Source organism: Xenorhabdus szentirmaii DSM 16338 (assembly GCF_002632585.1).
GTDB classification, from domain to species: domain Bacteria; phylum Pseudomonadota; class Gammaproteobacteria; order Enterobacterales; family Enterobacteriaceae; genus Xenorhabdus; species Xenorhabdus szentirmaii.
On the sequence record NZ_NIBV01000002.1, the window covers coordinates 1,471,830 to 1,491,563 of the forward strand.

Here is a 19,734-nt window from a genome sequence, read left to right on the forward strand (position 1 = left end):
GCTTTATTGATTGATTGGTAAAATATCTTTCAATCTATCCACAGTAAGATTGTAAGACATCAAGGAGGCCCATTTGGCTTCAATATATTTTAGTTCGGGATGGATATTTTCGGGTAGCCACTCACTGAGTAAGCTGACTGATTTGGTATTATTTCTCTCACAGTTACAGCGATAAAGCCGAAGCCCTTTAATAGGAATGACTCCAAATAAAGTATGATAATGACGTGTTTGATGATCTTTTATTTGACGACGTTGATGACAGTGTGTGCATTCTCGGTGCGTTTGCATGTAAGCTTGGGTTTGAGATTGTATGATTGACAATTGTGCGTGATTGAGTAATCTTTTTGATTCGTTGAGAGATAATCCCAAAAGTTCATCTTGTTCGGCGGTTTTCTGTAACGTCAATAAGGTTTCTTGAGTGGTGAAGCCATCATCGTGTATAACCATTGCTGTCATTACGATTTTCATCATACGATCTCCGAAGTTAATGAGCTATCGTTTCCTTAACTTATAGTAAGTTGAAACACCTATACCGACATTATCACAGGCTAATTTCAGGCGAACGCCTTTGGCTTTTAATTCATCAACCATATAGAGGTTTTTATAATACTCTCTAAACCTCAATTTATACCCCCTTTAGAGACAATTTAAGGGCTGTGATCACTATTTATGTAAAAGTATACCTTTAGGGATACCAGTCCAAGCCCTGCGAATAATTCGGCGTGTCAAAATCATAACGCTTTAATAACTGATTGAGTCGTCGGCGGTTAAACTTGACGCGGTTGTACTCGTCAATAAACTCCTGAATATCACCCCAAGTCGTTTTGTCATCACTTTCTGCAATAGCTTCTAAGAGTTTAATCGTTGCTTCGGTTTCATCATATTCAGTCGCATCCGGCATTCCTTGACCACTAAGACAAAATGGCGTGTTTTTATTTAGATCTGATTCAACCGCTTCAATACGGATATCTAACAACCAGTGGCGGAAAAAATTATACTCATAAGTAAACTTATCCCGATTTTCAAACTAAAATGAGGCCAGTGAAATTGACCAAGGATTATCATAAAAGCCCAGTCCTCCTTCATAGCGAATACCATAGTCTTTACCGTGAATATGAAAGGTATGGAGATGGTCGTTATCCCATCCAAAAGCAAACTGCAGCAGAAAATGGAAAGCCCCAAGTGACATGTTACTGTGAAGACGAAAACGTCGCCAAACCATCGGACTAATATCTCGAATAGCCACTTTGATCTTATAGACAGGCATTGTTTTCTCCCTTTGTCACAATGATGATGAGAACGATCATATTAATTGATTAAAGGGATACCCCACAGTTTTTCATGCTCTCCAACACGGTGGAACTCTTTTGATGCGCCGGCAAGATCTTAACCGAATGCCATTGTCCAGCTTATAACCCCATTTTATTCAGTGGGTGATAGAACGAGCAATTCAAGAGCGAAGGACTTAAGTTTCTTTTCATCCATAATTTACCTGTCTCCATTATTAGAAAGAATATATTAAAGACAGGCAATTAAATTACAGGATCACACAGAGGGGGCTTTTTAGCTTCTCTGAATATAACAAGTTACACTTCATCTTAATCGTAAGGCCTTAAACGTATTCTGATGCTAGGCAATCCCCGAGACTGCAGGTATTTACGCAATTCCATGTATAGGCTTGGGATAGTTCTGGAGGCCGAGTTCCAGATAATTGCAAGCCCTATGGGGGCTCATAATTATACTCCCACCGGATAATACCTGTGGGGGCGATACTCAAAGCCCTTCTTCAAAATTTTAAATGGCTGGTGTCCAAATTTTACATTATCGAGCAGAACTGCATTTAGTTCCTTTTCTGCTTCCCGCAAAAAATCCTCATCTATTATGCCGAAACCTCCAGACTTAAATTTTGTTTTCGCGACTCCCTGCAAATTAGGAAAATAATCTTGCGGCCACTCTGTCCAAGTATAGACTTCGCCATGGAAACCCTTGGTTTCCAAACCACTGCGTAAAGCAAATTGAGCAGCAAGGCTTGCTCCTTCACCGTCTGCCGAGTAGCAAACTACCATCCTGGCACTACGATAATCTCGAAAATTAACTCCATTTCTTTCCAACATCCCGGCAAGCTCAGCACCATCTATACTTCTAGCCGTATTCCCATGAATTTCTGTCATACTAATCACGCTCATACCTGTATGGTGGTCAACCCAGCCATGACCAACGATATTTAGACGCTGCCTGCCTTTATGAAGATCAGTAAACACATAAGCCACATCGTGCCCACTAACGCCAAAAGCTGTGATGCTTCCAATTTTAATTGGACCCCATGCAGTTATTTGTGTCGACGTGTTAGTTATAGCTAATCGATTTGCGCTTAGTAGGTTCCTCACCCCCGCATTGTACAGTTCATTCGCCCCACGCAATAACTTCGGTGCCTGACGCACCAAGTTGTATCCTGCTCGCACCATGCCCGGCAGGCGTGCAATACCGTCCACCATCGCCGGAATGCCGACAATTAAAGCGGCTGTTCCCAGCTTGCGACTCAGCTCGGGATGGCTGTCTTCCAGCGCCCCACTGGCAATGTCCAATGCACCGGAAACTACTGCCGAGGTTGTCACAACAACCAGCAGCGCCAGTGATGCTCCCCCGGTCACTGGTGCCAGAAGCACTGCCGCTATCCCGGCAGCTACAATCCCAAAAATCCCGAACCCCACGCTCCACCAGTTAACATGACCACTAGGATCCGCGTGATTGATTGGGTCGCCACCGCAGTAGGCATACGAATTAAGACCGCCCTTGCCAAACGGACTCCAGCTGTCCGGACAATGAAAGCGCATCAGCACCGGATTATAGGCTCGATAGCCATTCCCCAGGTGCGTGGTACCTGTTATCGGGTCACACCGCTCTCCATTGTATCCCTTGACCGCGCGGGATTTAGCGTTGTCGGATGGCCTGCTCAAGCCGTACGGGGTATATGTCTGGTCGGTTAGGGTCTCGCGACAGACCGCCATCACGCTTTGTTTCTGGTCGGTTCCCAGTAGCAGCGTCTCTTCCCCGTGCGACTCCAGCGTAGTCTGGGCTACCGTGCCCAGATACCGGATAATAGTATCTGCTTGTTGGTTTTGTTCCGATGCGCTGATCCATTCATTGGTCAGCGTGTTATCGTCATAGTACAGCCGATGCAGGAGACGGGTATCGTCTCCTTGTTGCCAGGCCAGACGATCAAAGGCATCGTAGCCGTAGTCACCGCTACCGTGCTTTGCACTTTCCACCCGATTCAGGCGTCCAAGCGCATCGTAACGTAGTATCCGGCCCACCTCATCTCTGACTAAGCGTCCTGCACCGTCGTACAGTAGTGGGATCTTCGATGGATACCCCCTAGAAGTCAGTGTATTTGTTACATAGCTTAGTTGGCAGGGGTCTTTTGCATTTTTATAGTGATGGGTAGCGGTATTGCTCTCCCCCGTCTGCAACGTCGTGACACATTTTGTGATATTGTCCAGTGCGTCTGCCATGAAGGTTTGTCGTACTATCGCGTTACCATACGCATCCTTGGGGAGCAGACTGCCACTGACCCGGTAGTCACTCAGGCGACTGCGTAGGTCATACGTGAATTGTTCATCTGTCAGCACCTCCCCCTGATGGTCTCCTTTGTGTAGGGTGCGTCTGACCACGCGACCAACCACATCATACTCCTGTAGCAATGTACGGGTGTCTTGGGCATTGCTGTTAAAAATACGCTTCACCTCCCGGCCGAAGGCATCGCGCTCGATGTCGGTTTTTAGTACATGCCGGGACTGCAGGGCAGTTGCCACCGTTTGGGCAACTCTGTTCAGACCGTCATAGAAAAATACTACTTTCACCGTCTTGTCGTCCGTCATCTGGGTCAACAAGCCGACCTGGTTTCCGGAAGTGGCATAGCTGTAAGTCCAGCAACTGCCATCACCACGGCGCTCCTGCTGCAGTCGTCCCGCCAGAGAATATAGACGGTGTGTGGACAGCGCCTTGCTACTGTGCACACTCGTGATCTCCCCTGCCGCATGCCCTGACGGCGAGTACAACGCCGTCACCACCGAATTTCCTTCTGTCATATCAAGCAGATGGCCAGTTTTCGGCGTGTAACGGTACGTTTTATGCACTTTTTTACCGCCCGGCTGTGTCGCCGTGACTGCCGTTAGCGCCCCTCCCAGGCGTGGCTCGTTCAAGTAATCCTGTGTCGATCCATCCGGTTCGATAATGCTGTTTTTGTTGGGGCGAGCTTTCGGATTAAGCTCATGGGTATACGTGGTAGTTCGTCCCCCGACAGTCATGCTGACTGGGCGTCCCAGCGCATCGAACCGCTGTTCACCCAGCACTGTTTCTGTTGTATCGTCTGGGGCCATCACGGCCACCGCAACGGGCAGGGGGGCGCTACTGAAGCGGGCATAGCGCCGAGTAATCTGGGTCTTGTCCGCCAGTACCGTACGCAACGGGCGTCCAAACACATCATATTCATACCGGGTGACACGCCCCAGTGCATCGGTGACGGTGCGCAAACGCCCGACCCCATCCCATTCCTGATGACTAATACTATAAGGAGTGTTATGTATCAAAGCGTCTGCAGACTCAAACACTTCCATTTTCACCACCTGATGCGTGTACTTGTGGTGGTGGGTGACGATATAAGCCGTGTCCTTGCCAGTTCGGTCGGTGGTCCAGCGTGTCACGGTACAGGCTATCGGGTCCGCTAGGCTATGGTGCACAATCCCGTCACTGCCGGTAATTGTGCTGACCTGCCCCCAATAGTCATAGGTCAGGGTTGTCCGGAGCTCGATTCGTTCTCTTAGAAGAGCAGGAGTGACAATATCGGTTTCAGGCGCCCGGAGATAATCTGTCTGCATGCTTTCCGTGACCCTTCCCCATGAATCTAGGGTATGCTGCAACATCGTATGCCACACGTCACGGGCTGACGCCGGGCCGTCACTGTCCTGAATTTCAGACGCCAGAACCTGCTCCAGAGCATCATGAGATATCCGTATCCGATTACCTAAAGGGTCGGTTTTCGTGACTTGGGCAGGCGACGAGGCACTGGTCGGTTGCCAGTCAATCCGTGTCTCCTGACGATACTCAGCCTCATCCGGGTGCAGTACCATGCCGGTTTGCTGTCCCAGTGCATTAAAATAGTTTTGGAGGGTACTTCCCGCACTGTCCGTTTGGGTTTGCACGAGGCCGCTGAGCGTGGACACGGTATCCGACGTAATCCGTGTCATCCCGCCATAGTCTGAGTCGGCAGCATTGGCTTGGGTGCTCAGTGTCACCGTGCGAGTTAACTGATGGCTGTTGAAAACAAAGGCATAGTCCGTGTGCTGCACATAAGGATGTGCCGGCGAGTTGTCATTACGGAAAGTGGTGGTCTTCCGTTCGAGACGCCCAAAGTTGCTGGCTGACACATCGTCACAATAGTAGGCATAGGTAACGTTCTGCCGCACCAGATGTGCTTCACTTTCCCGTGAATACAGAAAATGAGTTTCCGTCAGTGGCATGATAACCGCCTGACGACGATGTTTCGCCTTTTCGGCGATATCGATATAAGTGTATTCAACCCGGGTAATCGGTTCATCTTTGAATGTCTGAGGCGGGTATACAGTACGGCTCTTGATAAAGCACGAAAAACCACCAGGGTCAGCCGGACACCTGCCGGGTTCACCGATAGCCGGGTACCATTGCATCTTCACAATGGTGCCATCCGCTGTGGTTTGGCATGTCTGATGGCCCTGCTCATCGTATTCCATTGATGTCGATAACATCGGAGAGGCAGTATTTCCTTTTTGCCAATGCGACAGATTTTGTTTCGGAAACTGATAGGTCGATAGCTGTTGCGAAAACGGCTTATTTTCATCGGCATAATAGTGGGTAGTTTTGGTATGTGTGCAATCCCCTTGGGTAAATCGTTCCTCCGTCAGCAAATGGAATTTGTTATAGGTACGCCGGGTAACCTGCTCGCCGCCATCAGGATGGTGTACTCGCTCTTCAGTCCAGTAGGTATAATGACTGCCTGGCACAGAAAAAAGGTTGTCATCGTTTTCATTAAAATCCTGAAACTGCGCCCCGTGTCCTAAATAGTTGTTACCGTCGTAACGGTAGGCTATCTGTAGCAAGGGTTGCTTCAATCCAGGGGAGAGCAAACTCCGGGTTACTGCCGGTAGCCCACCCTGACCGTGACGGGTGTTGTAAAGCATCTGTCTGGCTGCATAGTCCACCTTTTGGGTCAACCCCGCCGGTGTCACAAGATACGAAAGCGGATTGACATCGCCGGGAAATATTGTGTGCGGGTCATAGTCCAGCGACCAAGTGAGTGGTGTGGCCGGCTGGCTGACGTTTTTGATCTTGCGCAGGTAGCCATTGGTCTTCAACAGATTAAAAGTCAAGGTTTCGAGGGTATCCGGCCAAATTGTGATGGAAAGATAGGAGTCATAGTCAAACTTACACAATACGTTACCTGCCTCGCCAGTGATACGGGTCAGAAGATAAGTCCCCTGTCGATGTCTGTCATTCCATTCCAGATGCAGACTTCGGCCGATTGGTGACATTATCTGGACCGGCAGCCACATTTCCTGAGCATATTTTTTCAGGATCTCCACCATGCCCGTGTTATGACGTACCACGCATCGCGAGCCCTCTTCGGAAATCTGCATTTCAATCGTCAATGTTGGTGGTCGCCTGCACTGACGCAGTGTCAAATGAGTCCCGGCTGCATTGTGGTTGACACGATATTGTTCCCCAGATGCCAGTTGCAGGCGCCCAGGGGTGGTGGAAGCGTCATAGCTGGTCAAACCAAATGACATGCCCCGGCCAAGCCCGAAGGCGTCCTGAGGCTGCAAAGGGGAGTAATTTAACCGCAGAGCAAGGAACGGTCCCTGATTTTGGTGCCCTGACAGCGTGGCCAGCGGGAGGCCAAAGCTGAAAATACCAGTGCGGGGGTCAACACCCGCCTGGGCAGCGCTGGTAAAATTATGCGCCTGAGTTTGCACATTTATCATAAGTTATTCAAGAAGGCTATTGCCTTCTTCCTCGGATTCGCGGACAAAGACAAACTAAACTGCACCAAAGACAGTTATTCGGTACAGTTTATGAACAGAAAATTATGGAATATCAGATAACAGAGGGGGTCCCTGTATTTTTGTTAAATGAAATATTCACTTTTTGTTGATGTCCGAAGTTATCTTCAATCGAGACTGTTGCCTGCGTCTTTTCCTGGTAACCTGACAATTTGAAGTGAGGCTCATCCGTTACAATAAGTTTCGCACATACCACGGTAATAGCATGTTCGCTGAGTTGCACAGTACATAATTTAAGGTTCTTGTTAAAATCGACAATGTACTTATTCGTATCTTCCAGGGAGCCGATCATCACTGTGCCGCTGATATTAATACTCCCACTGTGCTCAGGAAGCACCCAAGCCATTGCCTGAGTGTAGGTTGTTTTTTCCTTGACACCATCAAAAAAGGCTTGTCCACTGGGATGTGGCCACATCCCAAAAATATTGGGGGAGCTTGAAGGTGACCTAATAAATGTGGAAATTTTATTACCTGAAAGACTAGCGAATACATCATGGTGAGTTAGCAGGTATCGTTGATAGGCAACCTGCACATGCTGACGCTGAATGTTATGCACTTTAATGTCTGGGGCATCGACAAGTTTTACCTGCTCATCAAGTGTTGTTAAGGCCCAAAGAGCGGGATCGCTGTAGCGTATGAACGGTTCCACAGTCAGTTTTAGAGGTGGTTTATTGTTGTTACTGGTTGTGATGGACTTGGCATCAGGCAGTGCCGAAGTGGTGGAGAAATACCCAGAGAGAGAAAGGTGTACAGGTAACTGAAACGATTTAGCTGACTGAACATAATAATCCAAGGTCATCGCGTCTAATGACGGTGCTGTATAATTCTGTATTTCACTTTCCCCCGAGTTTGGATAACGTCCAGCACTGTAATAGCCTGGTAGCTCAAAAGCCACCACATCATCAGAATGAATCCCATCTGACGGACCACCACTAAAATTGTTTCCTGACATGCCACGTACGTTCCAGATAATTTTTTTGCTCACGCTGTCATACAAATGAAGAGATTCACGCATTTTATGCGAAGATATTTGTACCGGTGTTCCGTCCTGGTTAAGTAGTTTGATATGCACCCGAACATGAACGGCATTTCTGCCATTGCCATATATTTTAGCGTCGTGTCCGTGGGATTCAGGGTATTCGATATCAAAGGTATCGACGATATATTTCTCCGCATCCGACTTATCTTTTATCGTTTGCGTTTGGGCGTTAAAAATCAAATCATTCATATAAATTTCCTCTTTTGTATTAGAAAAAATAGGCCACCCAAGTTTTTTGGATAGTATTTTCTTTATCAGTCTTAGACTGCCATATCATCAAGTTCTTATTCAAAACCATGTCATTTATGCTTTCTATTAGATACTTATAAAATAGTTACAGTTGTATAATATGAATCATAATCAATATGTAATATTGATAAATACGGATTGCACATCAGCATCTTTCCCTTATGGGAAAATATTAAAATGGATTTATTTTTGATTAAAATATTTACAGCCTATGATTGTTAATTAAAAATTTATTCTAACCATTTTGAATGATTTATTATTTTTAATAATTACTTTAAATATCAACTCTGTACCTTAAAGTTAAATAAGTATGGGTAACAGATTTCAGAACAATAAAGTAAACATGAGAAAATAGTGCAAGCATTAAAATAAAACATAATTTACGAATTATTATTTTATCTATATAAATATGAAACATTATGGTTAAAATAATTCTCAAGCTATATTATCATTTTTATAAGACAATTGATAGAAACATAACGCCCTATGAGCAGGCAGCTTCTGATAAAGAAATTTTAGGAGCGAGAGCATAAAAAACCTTGGGGCAATCTCCCCTCAGATGACCGTTCTGAACGGCAAGCTAAAGGCAAAACTTGAGCGTTGGTATCCCAGCATCAAAATTATGAGCTAGCGGAGTACGGTTGATAGTTCTATATTTATATTAGCTATCGCGGCATAACATCAATGTAGTGCCCCAAGGTTTTTTACGCTCTCGACAATATGGCTATTTTTGCCCATCCCCCGATAGGGTTCAAAGTTGATGAGAAAAAAATGGGTACTCAGTTAGCGCTAAGATTTTAATACTCTTTTGCCGTGTTCTCTGAGTTCCCCATCTGGCCCTACATACTTATAGAGAGCCTGTCTGCTAATCCCAAGCTCTTCACATAATTCAGATACGCTACAGTCTCTACTTTTCATGGAAGCCTGTGCCAGGCGAACCTGAGATTTTGTGAGTTTAAAAGAACGTCCGCCTTCACGTCCTCTTGCTCTGGCCGCTCCCAGCCCTGCTTTTGTTCGTTCACTGATCAACTCCCGTTCAAATTCGGCCAGCGCGGCAAAAATCCCAAAGACCAATTTGCCACTGGCCGTCGTCGTATCAATTTCTTCCCCTTGCCCGGTCAGTACCTTAAATCCTATTTTTCGATCCGCAAGATCATGGATAGTATTCACCAGGTGTTTTAAGCTTCGGCCAAGCCTGTCAAGCTTCCATACCATTAACACATCGCCAGGCCTGAGGGCTTTCAAACAGGCATCCAATCCAGGACGTTTGTCTGACTTCCCGGATATTTCATCCTGATAAATGTTTTCTTTATTAACATCGGCAGCAAGTAAAGCATCCAGTTGGAGATCCTGCACCTGACTTCCATCAGATTTGGAGACACGGGTATACCCAATTCGCATGAACGGCCTATTTTAATTGTTTAAGTTTTTCAATGGATTTGTTTTCTATCAGGATCTTCATTTGACTGACAGCAACGCGATTCAGCTTTTGGAACCTGTCGTTGGCAGAGAGGCCTTGCCCGATAAGTTCAGCATTGAAGCTTTCTAAATTAGATAACATGACAAGCTGTTCCAGTGTGGCATAGTCCCGTATATTGCCTTTTAGTTCAGGGTTCTCTTTACGCCAGTCGCTGGCTGTCTTGCCAAACAAAGCCAGATTCAATATATCGGCCTCATTAGCGTAAGCAAAGTTTCTTGCTTTTGGGTTAAGCTCCAGGGCGGGAATAATGTTCGTTTTTATTGACTCTGTATGAATATGATAGTTGACCTTGGCCAGAGTGCGCGAAACATTCCATTCCAGATTTTTCTGTTCATTTTCTGCTTGTTTGAGCCGTTGGAATTCTTTTAATAGATAGAGCTTAAACTCCGCGCTGATCCAGGAAGCGCTATGCAGTTATCTGACTCAATTAAAAGGAAAACCCACGGGGATTGCTTTTATTGATTCCACGAGTTTGCGGGTGTGCCATAACATCCGTATTCCCCGTCATAAGGTGTTTGAGGGAGTGGCACAGCGCGGAAAAACCTCGATGGGGTGGTTTTACGGTTTCAAATTACACTTAATTGTTAACCATCAGGGCGAAATTCTGGCACTCAAAGTCACCGCTGGTAACGTGGATGATCGGGAGCCGGTTCTCGAATTAGCAAAAGAATTAACGGGTTCTCTTTATGGTGACAAAGGCTATCTGAGTCAGGAACTGGCAGACAATTTAGCGCAAACCGGTGTGACTTTTATGACGAAAAAGCGCCGCAACATGAAAGCGCGAGTGCTGGCTGAGTGGGATAAAATAATGTTACCAAAGCGTTTTATTATTGAAACAATTAATGGGCAATTAAAAACCATTTCTCAAATAGAGCATTCTCGGCACCGAAGTATAAAAGGATTTCTATTGACCGTTTTAGGGGGTGTCATTGCTTACTGTCTAAAATGAAAGAAACCGTCACTGAAAGTTTTCTACTCAGAAGAAGATTTTCCAATGACGGCTTAAACGGAATTCGGGTTAATTAATAGAGCAATTTTAACGATCAGATTAAAGGCATATTTTGCTGCCATGAGCAATTTCCTCAACCGTACCCTATGCCTTAAGCTTTCCATTTCTCAGGAACCTCCATTTAAATAGCCCGTTTACAGCCAGTTTTCTGGCTGTAAACGGGCTTACTGTAATATTTGTATCAATTCTGATGAATTAACTGTGAATAGTGACACTTTCGTCAATAGAAATGCGCCCCATGCGAACATGATGAGTAGGCGCATTTGGGTCAGCATATCCAAACGAAATACCGAATAACAGACGATACTGTTCTGATACACCGAGTATTTCTCTTACCGTATCTGCATGAAAACCAAGTAAGGTTTGTGGAATACCTGCGTAACCCCTAGCCGCAAGGGACAAAAGAAACGTCTGACCATACATTCCCATATCTGATGCAACGCGGATGTTATCACCGAATGAAGGCATAAACAGAAAAGCGGCATGGGGGGCACCATAGAATTTGAAGTTTCGTATATACACTTCATCCCGCTTAATTTTGTCTTCGCGTGTCACCCCGAGGGTTTCATAATAAATCCGCGCTTGCTCCTGGCTTCGGTCAAAATAATCCCCATAAAAATCAGCGTAATCAAAGGTAAAATCCGGTGTGACAATACCTTCTGAATGATTCCGGACCATGGCTTTCTCCAATGCATCTTTGGTCTTACCCGATACAATATGGACATGCCACGGCTGATTATTACAGTTAGATGGAGAACTCTGGGCATCTGTCAAAACCTGACGTATTTGCTCTTCTGTAAGAGGCTCCGGCAAAAACGCACGGGGAGAAAAACGATTGCGGATTGTTTCATCAAATGCCAGTGTAGTTGTACTCATTTTTTCTCTTTCATTATTAGTGAATCACAATATTGCTGGCTATTTTAGGCGTGTGAGTCGTTCGAAAAAACTATATAATTCCGCAAACACTTTTGCGAATTATGCACAAATGAAAGATTTAACCCAAATAAATGCCCGCGCGATGCAAATATTCCTTGCTGTTCTTAGCGAAGGTAGCCTATCAGAAGTCGCCAGACGAGAAGGCATTTCACCCTCTTCTGTTTCGCGGGTCCAGCGGAAGAACCCTCGAAAATGACGAATTAGGAAGACTCATCTTTCCAAAAATGTTGTTTCACATACTCCTCCAACATTAAGGACATGGCTTCAACATCTATTTCACCCTTACTTTTCTTTAGATTGTAGCGTCCAGTCAATAGGGTATAGCTCCAGGCTATTGGCGATATTCGGATAAATTCATCCATGATTTCCTGAGACACTCCGTTGGTCAACATCCTTTCATAAACTGAATGTAGGACAAGGCTATTGTAGGCGATAATGCAGTTAGCGATTAATCTGGCAGCACGGGCACTGATCCGATTATCCACAATCTTTTTCCCCTGAAAAATGCCATGATAGGTTTTCCTGATGTTACTCTGGCGCTGATGGTAAGCTTCAGTGCGATTTCTGGCACTTCGTATGGTTTTTCTGAGTTGCATGTCATCGATCAGGTTCAATACGTGGAGACTTTTAAAAATTTCATTGTATTCAAACAGAGCTGCTTTTAATCTGGCATATCGGGTATGGGAATTAAGTTTGCGAATGATGTTACTTTGCGTATTTTCCTGCAAGATGAGTGACAATAACACCCGTATTATTCCACGTTTTTGAGAACGGATACGTTCAACATTGATGATAGATTCAGTTTTAATTACACTCTCATTGCTACCCTGTGGCTTAACGGCATAGAAATCGTCTGCCGCGCTGCTGACATTTTTGATACTGGGCACATAATCTACATCTATTGAATCGAGTGTGACAAAATTCAACTTATTCAGCCCGATATTTTTCGCATTCACAGCAACATAATGGGCTATCTTTTAGGTGGGTAAATCCTCGCCACACCCCAAATCATCACAAATTTTAAAATCAGAGGGGCGTTTGCCACGGGTATAATGTGATTTTAAAATATTGATCAGTTCGCCGACATAACTGTCTGCTTTATAGTATTCAAATGCCACAGTGATAAATACCGGGCGTAAATACAATGAGAATACACGGAATGATTTTCCGTAAAATTCCCACAAAGCGGCTTTCTTATCAAAGGATTTCCCTTCCAGAAAAGTCACCCGCGCCGTGAATTGCGCCTTGGGTAAGAAGCCATAAGCGATTTCATTCAGCTCTTCTGATGTCAGATCCGGGTTTCTGTTCGGAAACCATTTCAGAAATTTCACCAGCTTGGGAAAATGAGTGACTATCCCTGAACTGTGTTCCATATGAGCCATCGAGGCGTAGGTTTTACCCGCGTCCATGACCGACCGGACATGATAACTGAAACTGACAATCAGGTTGTCCATGATCTGTTGGTAGCGATGATGGACAAAGCAGAGTGTGTATAACCCTTGTTGATGTTTGTTCAACCTGCGCAGCCGATATGCGCCATATTGTTCAGTCATCTCTGCATAATAGCGTACTGCGTTTTTCGATAAATGTAATGATGGAATGAATGTGTTGGTAAATGTGTACAACGCTTCCAACCGCAAGGCTTTGCTCACCTCTGTTCTGACGGCGGTATACTGAAAATCCTTTTGATCTGCGCGAACCTTATTGAGTGCGGTAATACCTTCCTCCTGAGCAATGAGTGCTGTCAGCTGGTTTCCGATTAATTCAGGTACGGAGTCAATAATTCCCTTCAGTCGCTTATCTTCGTCGGCAAATGCCCGGCTGAATATATCCTGTAATGTGGTATAGGAAGGAAGAAGGATCTTTCGGTGATCAAAGTAAACTAACAACTGGCGAAAGGCGCTATGTCCTTTTGGATAATAACGGAGCAGATGACTCATGTGGGGCTGTATTTCTGGAGCCAAATCCGATGTCCAGAAATCATAATCGAACAGGGAAAGGATCACCTGCCGCTGAAGCCGCACATAATCACGTGAAATCCGCCAGGTGAACGATATTGAGGATGAATGACTATCATAGTAAAAGGTATTCGAAATAAACTGAACATCGTGACAAACATCGTCTAATGAAAAATTGAAGACCTGCTGTTTAGCCTTGCAATAACCCAGTTGCAGTATGAAAAAAATACGCGTTTTAGTATTACGAAATTGTGTCAACACCTCTCTTTCAGCGTAAGTGAGTGCAAAAACCGTTGCTATAATCATCGTGCATTTATGATGTATATAATTCAGGTTTTTGCACTATGAGTGACGGAATATCAAAATGTTCTCCAAGTCGTGTGGGGTATGCCCGGGTCAGTAGCATCAGCCAAAATCTGGATTCACAAATTGATGCCTTAAAAACAGCGGGCTGCGGAAAAATATTTACCGACAAAATGACGGGTTCACGCATGAACAGCCCTGGCTGGGAAGCAGCCGGAAGAGCTGCGGCTAAAGCCAGAGGTAAACGTGGTGGCCGCCCACGACCCCACATTGAGAAATGTGAAAATGCCAGAATTTTGTACGAAAATTCAGATAAAACGGCCGCAGAAGTTTGTGAACAGACCGGCGTTGGAAGACGAACCTTTTTTTCTTATCTTTTGCAATGCAGGAAAGAGAGCAGCGAGCAAGCTGAAGCAGAGTCGTACTGAAAATGTGATTTTAATCTAAAAAACATTGAGGCCTCGTTACTCATCATTTTCGAGGGGTCTTCCGCCGGACCCGAAGTAAAATTCAATTTTATTTAAAATGGATATGTGATCAATACAAGTAAGCAATACCAAATAGATAGGTGGATTGCTTACTTGTATCAATTAATAATATTCAAGCTGGCTGAGTGATTGTGCTGCATCATGCATCGGTTCAGTAAACGCCAATAATGATTCCAGTGAAACACGAATGGCTGGTGCATGTATATAAACACAAGCAATCAATCGGTTTTTGTGATCTTTAACAGGAACGGAACAGGCTACCATGCCATCGATAAATTCTTCATTATCTGTACTGACCTGTGTTTTTGCTATTGTGTTCAATTCATGATTTAAGTCAATGAGATTGGTTATTGTATTCCGAGCCATTTGATGAATAGGCAGATCATGAAGCAGCTTTTCACGTTTTGAGGCGGGTAGGTTCGCCAGATAAAGTTTCCCACTTGCTGTACACCATAGAGGAGTCCGGCTCCCTTCCGGTAGGTTAATTTGCAATGGCCAATTCGTCTGAACACGTTCGTAATAGAGCATTTCTAAACCATTGGGAACTGAGATACCACATGTTTCATTCACTTTATGTGCCAGAGTTTTTAATATCATCGTCCTGCTGGATTTAAAACGGGTACTGTTCCAAACTCCCTGAGAAATACGAAATAATCGATTACCGGGTTCCCAAAGACCATGTAGACCCAGTTGTAAATAACCGTCATTTTTCAGTTGGGCAAGCTGGCGGTGTACTGTAGGTATAGGGATCGCTAAATCATGTGCAATCTCGGATGACGATAAAGGGGCATCTGATATTGCAATATGCTCAATAATAGCCAGCATTCGTGTTACAGCGGAGTTTTTATCTTGATGAGCACTCAAAGTATTGTTCCATTCCGAAGAAATATTTATTTATGTTGGCATTAACTTTGGCATGAATCAACGCTGATGCGCCCGATATAATGAAATAGAAAAGATGCCCCGAATTAACAGGGCATTATGAAAAAAATTTACTTCATGGTGGGCATGGAAAATTCCGTGCGCTCACGTAGGTTAGCAGATGGCCAGCGTTGTGTGATCATTTTACGTCGGGTATAAAACCGCACGCCATCTGGGCCATAAGCATGGAGATCGCCAAACAAGGAGTTTTTCCAACCACCAAAACTGTGGTAGGCAACAGGGACAGGAAGAGGAATGTTGATTCCAACCATTCCTACCTGAATGCGATCAGCAAAATAGTTCGCTGCTTCACCATCGCGAGTGTAGATGCATGTACCATTACCATATTCGTGTTCATCAATGATATTCATTGCATCCTGCATTGTTTTTGCACGTATAATTTGCAAGACAGGACCAAAGATTTCGGCCTTGTAGCTATCCATATTCGTAGTGACATAATCAATTAATGTGGCACCCACAAAAAAACCATTTTCGTAGCCGGAGATTTTGATATTGCGCCCATCAACCAGAATTTTTGCACCTTGTTGTTCTGCACTGGTGATATAAGCACATATTTTTTGCTGATGTTCACGGGTAATCACTGGGCCAAAATCATTTTTATCACTATAAACACCTATCGTCAGGGACTTCATTCTTTCTTGTAGTTGAGCCACCAATTGATCGGCAATATCATCACCGACTGCAACGGCAACAGACAATGCCATGCACCGTTCTCCGGATGAACCGAATGCAGCCCCCAGAAGTGAACTAACCACATTTTCCATATCAGCATCAGGCATAACAATGGCATGATTTTTGGCACCACCAAGCGCCTGACAACGTTTACCATGAGCGGTAGCCGTTGAATAGATATACTGTGCGACTGGCGTTGATCCAACAAAACTGACTGCACTGACCCGTTTGTCAGTCAGTAAGGTGTCCACGGCATCTTTGTCACCATTGACAATATTAAATACCCCATCGGGCAATCCTGCTTCTTTTAATAATTGACCGATATACAGCGTAGCACTGGGATCACGTTCTGAAGGTTTCAGTACAAAAGTGTTACCACAGACCAAAGCCAGAGGGAACATCCAGAGGGGAACCATAGCGGGAAAATTAAACGGCGTGATCCCTGCGACGACGCCCAAGGGTTGAAAATCACTCCAAGAGTTAATACCTGCACCCACATTTTTACTGAATTCGCCTTTTAAAATTTCGGGGGCTCCACAGGCATATTCGACGTTTTCGATACCACGTTGAAGTTCACCGGCTGCATCATGCAGAATTTTTCCATGTTCCTGCCCAATCAAGCTGCATATTTCATCGGCATGTTCCTCAAGTAATTGTTTATACCGAAACATAATTCGTGCCCGTTGTATTGGTGGCGTATCACGCCATGCAGGAAACGCGGCCTGAGCTGCTGCAATAGCATCTTCCACGAGGAATTTGGGTGCAATCGCGACCTGACGTATAACATCACCTATGGCCGGATTATAAATCTCCTGCAAACGTGAATGGATATCAACCACTCTGCCATTAATAAAATGTCCGATTATTTTCATACCACTTTCTCCGGTAACTCCATTATTCATTCCACAATTGTTTATAAATAGTGACCATTTCCGCTGCTGTTGGAACTCGTGGGTTATTTGCTGGTGAACCGGAGGCTTCCGCCTGTTGTGCCATTATATCCAGAACAGCAAAGAAACGTGCTTTTTCGATACCGAATTGCTGTGGCGTAGGCACAGCAAGTTCTTTATTTAAATCAACTAACGTCGCCAGTAGTTTTTCACCGGCAACGCTATCATTGTCTGTAGGTAAGGCAAAAGTCAGGGCACGGGCACAATCGGCATAACGTTCTTTTGCCGCATCTAAAGAAAAACGGGTAACAGCAGGAAGCAGCATGGCATTGGATAATCCATGCGGAACATGAAAAAAGGCACCGATAGGGCGGCTCATACCATGTACCAGAGCAACAGAGGCATTGGAAAAAGCAATACCTGCCAGAGTTGACCCTAGCATCATCGATTCTCGGGCCGTCTTGTTATTGCCATCGTGATAAACACGCCGCAAGTTAGGGCCGATGAGCCGCATAGCAGCAATAGCCTGACTGTCTGAATAGGGATTAGCTTTCCGACTAACATAAGCTTCTATTGCATGCACCATTGCATCAATTCCCGTGTCTGCCGTGGTTCGTGCGGGAACACTGATAGTCAGCCCATAGTCGATAATCGCCGCGACTGGCATAAAGCTCGTCCCCATACACAGTAATTTTTCATCGGTTTTTTCATCTGTAATAATGGTGAATCGGGTGCATTCTGAACCGGTTCCAGCTGTGGTGGGAATGGCAACTATCGGAAGACCTTGTTCGTTGAATTGGCGGGGAAAACGGTATTCATTGATTGTACCGCCAAATTTACCTATCACGGCAATGGCTTTAGCACTGTCAATAGAGCTTCCGCCTCCCAATGCAATCACGGCATCAAACTGTTCGTTTTGAACTTTTTTAATTCCTGCCTGAATGGAAGCTGCCGTGGGTTCAGGTTCAGTATCAGCATAAACATCATTCTCAATACCAGCATCTCGCAGGATAGATTGTAATGTTGCCAGATAACCTAACTTAACCATCATGTGATCTGTCACTATCAACGGTTTTTTGCTGCCAATATTTTGCAGCACCGAGGGAAGGTGACTGAGTGTTCCGCCGCCAATCTCTATAATGCGCGGCAAGACGATAGAAGACATGTTCACTCCTTATTTAAATGTACGTTTATCAAAATGAGCCGAACAATGAACCAAGAACGATGATGGCAACCAGTCCCAGCAATCCCGCCAATACCGTAACCATGAAAATATCGAGGTAAGAGCGTTTATGCGTTAGTCCGCAGATTGCCAACAATGAAATTACTGCACCATTGTGGGGTAAGGTATCTAATCCACCAGATGCCATTGCCGCCACTCGATGCAGCAATTCAGGTGATATCCCTGATGCATCCGCCAGTTGCAAAAAATGTTCTCCCATCATGCTGAGTGCAATACTTAAACCACCGGAAGCGGATCCCGTTGCTCCAACTAACATACTGATAACAATCGATTCTGAAATAAGTACATTACTGGCTGATATATTTAAGAGAAAATGACTAATAACTGAAAATGCTGCTAACGACGCGATAACAGCACCATAACCAACTTCAGAGGCGGTATTGAAAATGGGAAGCAAAGCGCCTACTGTGCCTTTGTTCAGTGTATCTTTCAGATTTTTCCAACGTGACCAATTCAGCACAATAATGCTTAGACAGGAAATCACTAACGCTCCAATAATCGACCACAATCCTAAAACGTGATGTAATTTTGTTTGTCCATATCTAACTTCAGATAAATACTCTGTATTCATCAACGGAATCAATTTTCCAAATGTATAGTTACATGCAATAACTAAAAAGATTGGTAATAATGCTTTCCATAAGGCAGGTAAGTTCATCTCTTCATGTAAATGTGAATTTTTCTCTGCCGGAATATTTTCATTTTCATACCCTTCTGAATCCACCCGGGCTTTGCCTACCCGATAGCTTAACCAAGCGTAACCCGCAACAAACATGATCACAGAACCAATCAAACCTAATCCGGGTGCAGCAAATGCATTCGTACCAAAAAAAGGCATAGGGATCATATTTTGAATTGCTGGTGTTCCGGGAAGTGCAGTCATTGTAAAACTCAACGAGCCAAGAGAAATAGCTCCCGGAATTAATCTCTTAGGAATGTTGGCAGTACGGAAAATAGCAGCAGCAATGGGAAAAACAGCAAAACCAACGACGAACAGCGATACACCACCGTATGTTAGGATGCTACAGGTCAGTACAACTGCCAGTAATGCATTATTGCCGTTCAATTTTTTTACTAACGAATGGGCGATAGCTTGTGCGGAATTTGAATCTTCCATCAATTTACCGAATACCGCGCCCAATAAAAAAAGTGGGAAATACTTCACCACATAGCCACCTAAACCGCTCATGAATATTTGTGTATAAACACCGAATAGTTGCGATACATCACCACTGAGCAACACAGCAAAGGAAGCCAGTATGGGAGCAAGTAACAGTATGCTTACGCCTTTATAGGCAAAGTACATCATCATGAGTAGTGAAAGAATAATCCCAATGATGCTGAACATAGTGACTTCTCCAATGCCAAAAGATGAGAGAGGGGTTATTCCCTAACTACATGGACTAAAAATCAATTTGAGTTAATTTTTAT

General features: G+C 44.6%; 13 protein-coding genes and 2 pseudogenes. 2 read left to right on the plus strand and 13 right to left on the minus strand.

Going from position 1 to position 19,734, the window contains the following annotated elements; translation table 11 throughout:
* Positions 1 to 3: 3 nt before the first annotated feature.
* The 6 genes and pseudogenes from Xsze_RS16535 to Xsze_RS22850 form a co-directional block, all read right to left on the minus strand.
* Positions 4 to 471, minus strand: a complete 468-nt coding sequence (locus tag Xsze_RS16535; protein ID WP_051462601.1) for a hypothetical protein — start codon at positions 469 to 471, stop codon at positions 4 to 6.
* Positions 472 to 685: 214 nt separating this feature from the next.
* Positions 686 to 1,267, minus strand: a pseudogene (locus Xsze_RS16540) (plasmid pRiA4b ORF-3 family protein).
* A gap of 469 nt (positions 1,268 to 1,736) precedes the next feature.
* Positions 1,737 to 7,016, minus strand: coding sequence for an RHS repeat-associated core domain-containing protein (locus Xsze_RS16545; RefSeq protein WP_038241735.1), 5,280 nt, complete (start codon positions 7,014 to 7,016; stop codon positions 1,737 to 1,739).
* A 112-nt stretch (positions 7,017 to 7,128) separates the two neighbouring features.
* Entirely contained in the window at positions 7,129 to 8,322 is a 1,194-nt protein-coding gene (locus tag Xsze_RS16550; RefSeq protein WP_038241736.1) for a hypothetical protein, read from the minus strand.
* Positions 8,323 to 9,171: 849 nt separating this feature from the next.
* A complete protein-coding gene (locus Xsze_RS16555) occupies positions 9,172 to 9,783 on the minus strand; it encodes a recombinase family protein (protein ID WP_038241738.1) in 612 nt (203 codons plus the stop codon).
* A gap of 7 nt (positions 9,784 to 9,790) precedes the next feature.
* A complete protein-coding gene (locus tag Xsze_RS22850; RefSeq protein ID WP_244431878.1) occupies positions 9,791 to 10,045 on the minus strand; it encodes a hypothetical protein in 255 nt (84 codons plus the stop codon).
* A gap of 223 nt (positions 10,046 to 10,268) precedes the next feature.
* Between Xsze_RS22850 and Xsze_RS16565 the strand changes: the two are divergent.
* A pseudogene (locus tag Xsze_RS16565) lies at positions 10,269 to 10,811 on the plus strand (IS982 family transposase); the annotation flags it as partial.
* 255 nt (positions 10,812 to 11,066) lie between these two features.
* Here the strand turns inward: Xsze_RS16565 and Xsze_RS16570 are convergent.
* The 3 genes from Xsze_RS16570 to Xsze_RS16585 all read right to left on the minus strand — a co-directional run bounded on the left by Xsze_RS16570 (position 11,067) and on the right by Xsze_RS16585 (position 14,071).
* Positions 11,067 to 11,747, minus strand: a complete 681-nt coding sequence (locus Xsze_RS16570; protein ID WP_038235849.1) for a nitroreductase — start codon at positions 11,745 to 11,747, stop codon at positions 11,067 to 11,069.
* 260 nt (positions 11,748 to 12,007) lie between these two features.
* Positions 12,008 to 12,763, minus strand: coding sequence for a Tn3 family transposase (locus Xsze_RS16580; protein ID WP_051462322.1), 756 nt, complete (start codon positions 12,761 to 12,763; stop codon positions 12,008 to 12,010).
* A gap of 21 nt (positions 12,764 to 12,784) precedes the next feature.
* Positions 12,785 to 14,071: a DUF4158 domain-containing protein gene (locus tag Xsze_RS16585; protein ID WP_071991754.1), complete on the minus strand. Its 1,287-nt coding sequence runs from the start codon at positions 14,069 to 14,071 to the stop codon at positions 12,785 to 12,787.
* 38 nt (positions 14,072 to 14,109) lie between these two features.
* Here Xsze_RS16585 and Xsze_RS16590 point away from each other — a divergent pair, with 38 nt between their 5' ends.
* On the plus strand, positions 14,110 to 14,496 hold the full coding sequence (locus tag Xsze_RS16590; protein WP_038235852.1) for a recombinase family protein: 387 nt from the start codon (positions 14,110 to 14,112) through the stop codon (positions 14,494 to 14,496).
* Between the two features lie 162 nt (positions 14,497 to 14,658).
* On the opposite strand, the gene Xsze_RS16595 is transcribed toward Xsze_RS16590, so the two are convergent.
* The 4 genes from Xsze_RS16595 to Xsze_RS16610 form a co-directional block, all read right to left on the minus strand.
* Positions 14,659 to 15,420, minus strand: coding sequence for an IclR family transcriptional regulator (locus Xsze_RS16595; RefSeq protein ID WP_038235854.1), 762 nt, complete (start codon positions 15,418 to 15,420; stop codon positions 14,659 to 14,661).
* Positions 15,421 to 15,548: 128 nt separating this feature from the next.
* Positions 15,549 to 17,042, minus strand: coding sequence for a CoA-acylating methylmalonate-semialdehyde dehydrogenase (locus Xsze_RS16600; protein ID WP_038235943.1), 1,494 nt, complete (start codon positions 17,040 to 17,042; stop codon positions 15,549 to 15,551).
* A 22-nt stretch (positions 17,043 to 17,064) separates the two neighbouring features.
* Complete coding sequence (locus tag Xsze_RS16605) at positions 17,065 to 18,225, minus strand: iron-containing alcohol dehydrogenase (protein WP_038235856.1); 1,161 nt, start codon at positions 18,223 to 18,225, stop codon at positions 17,065 to 17,067.
* A 28-nt stretch (positions 18,226 to 18,253) separates the two neighbouring features.
* Positions 18,254 to 19,651, minus strand: a complete 1,398-nt coding sequence (locus Xsze_RS16610; RefSeq protein ID WP_038235858.1) for a GntP family permease — start codon at positions 19,649 to 19,651, stop codon at positions 18,254 to 18,256.
* Positions 19,652 to 19,734: the final 83 nt, after the last annotated feature.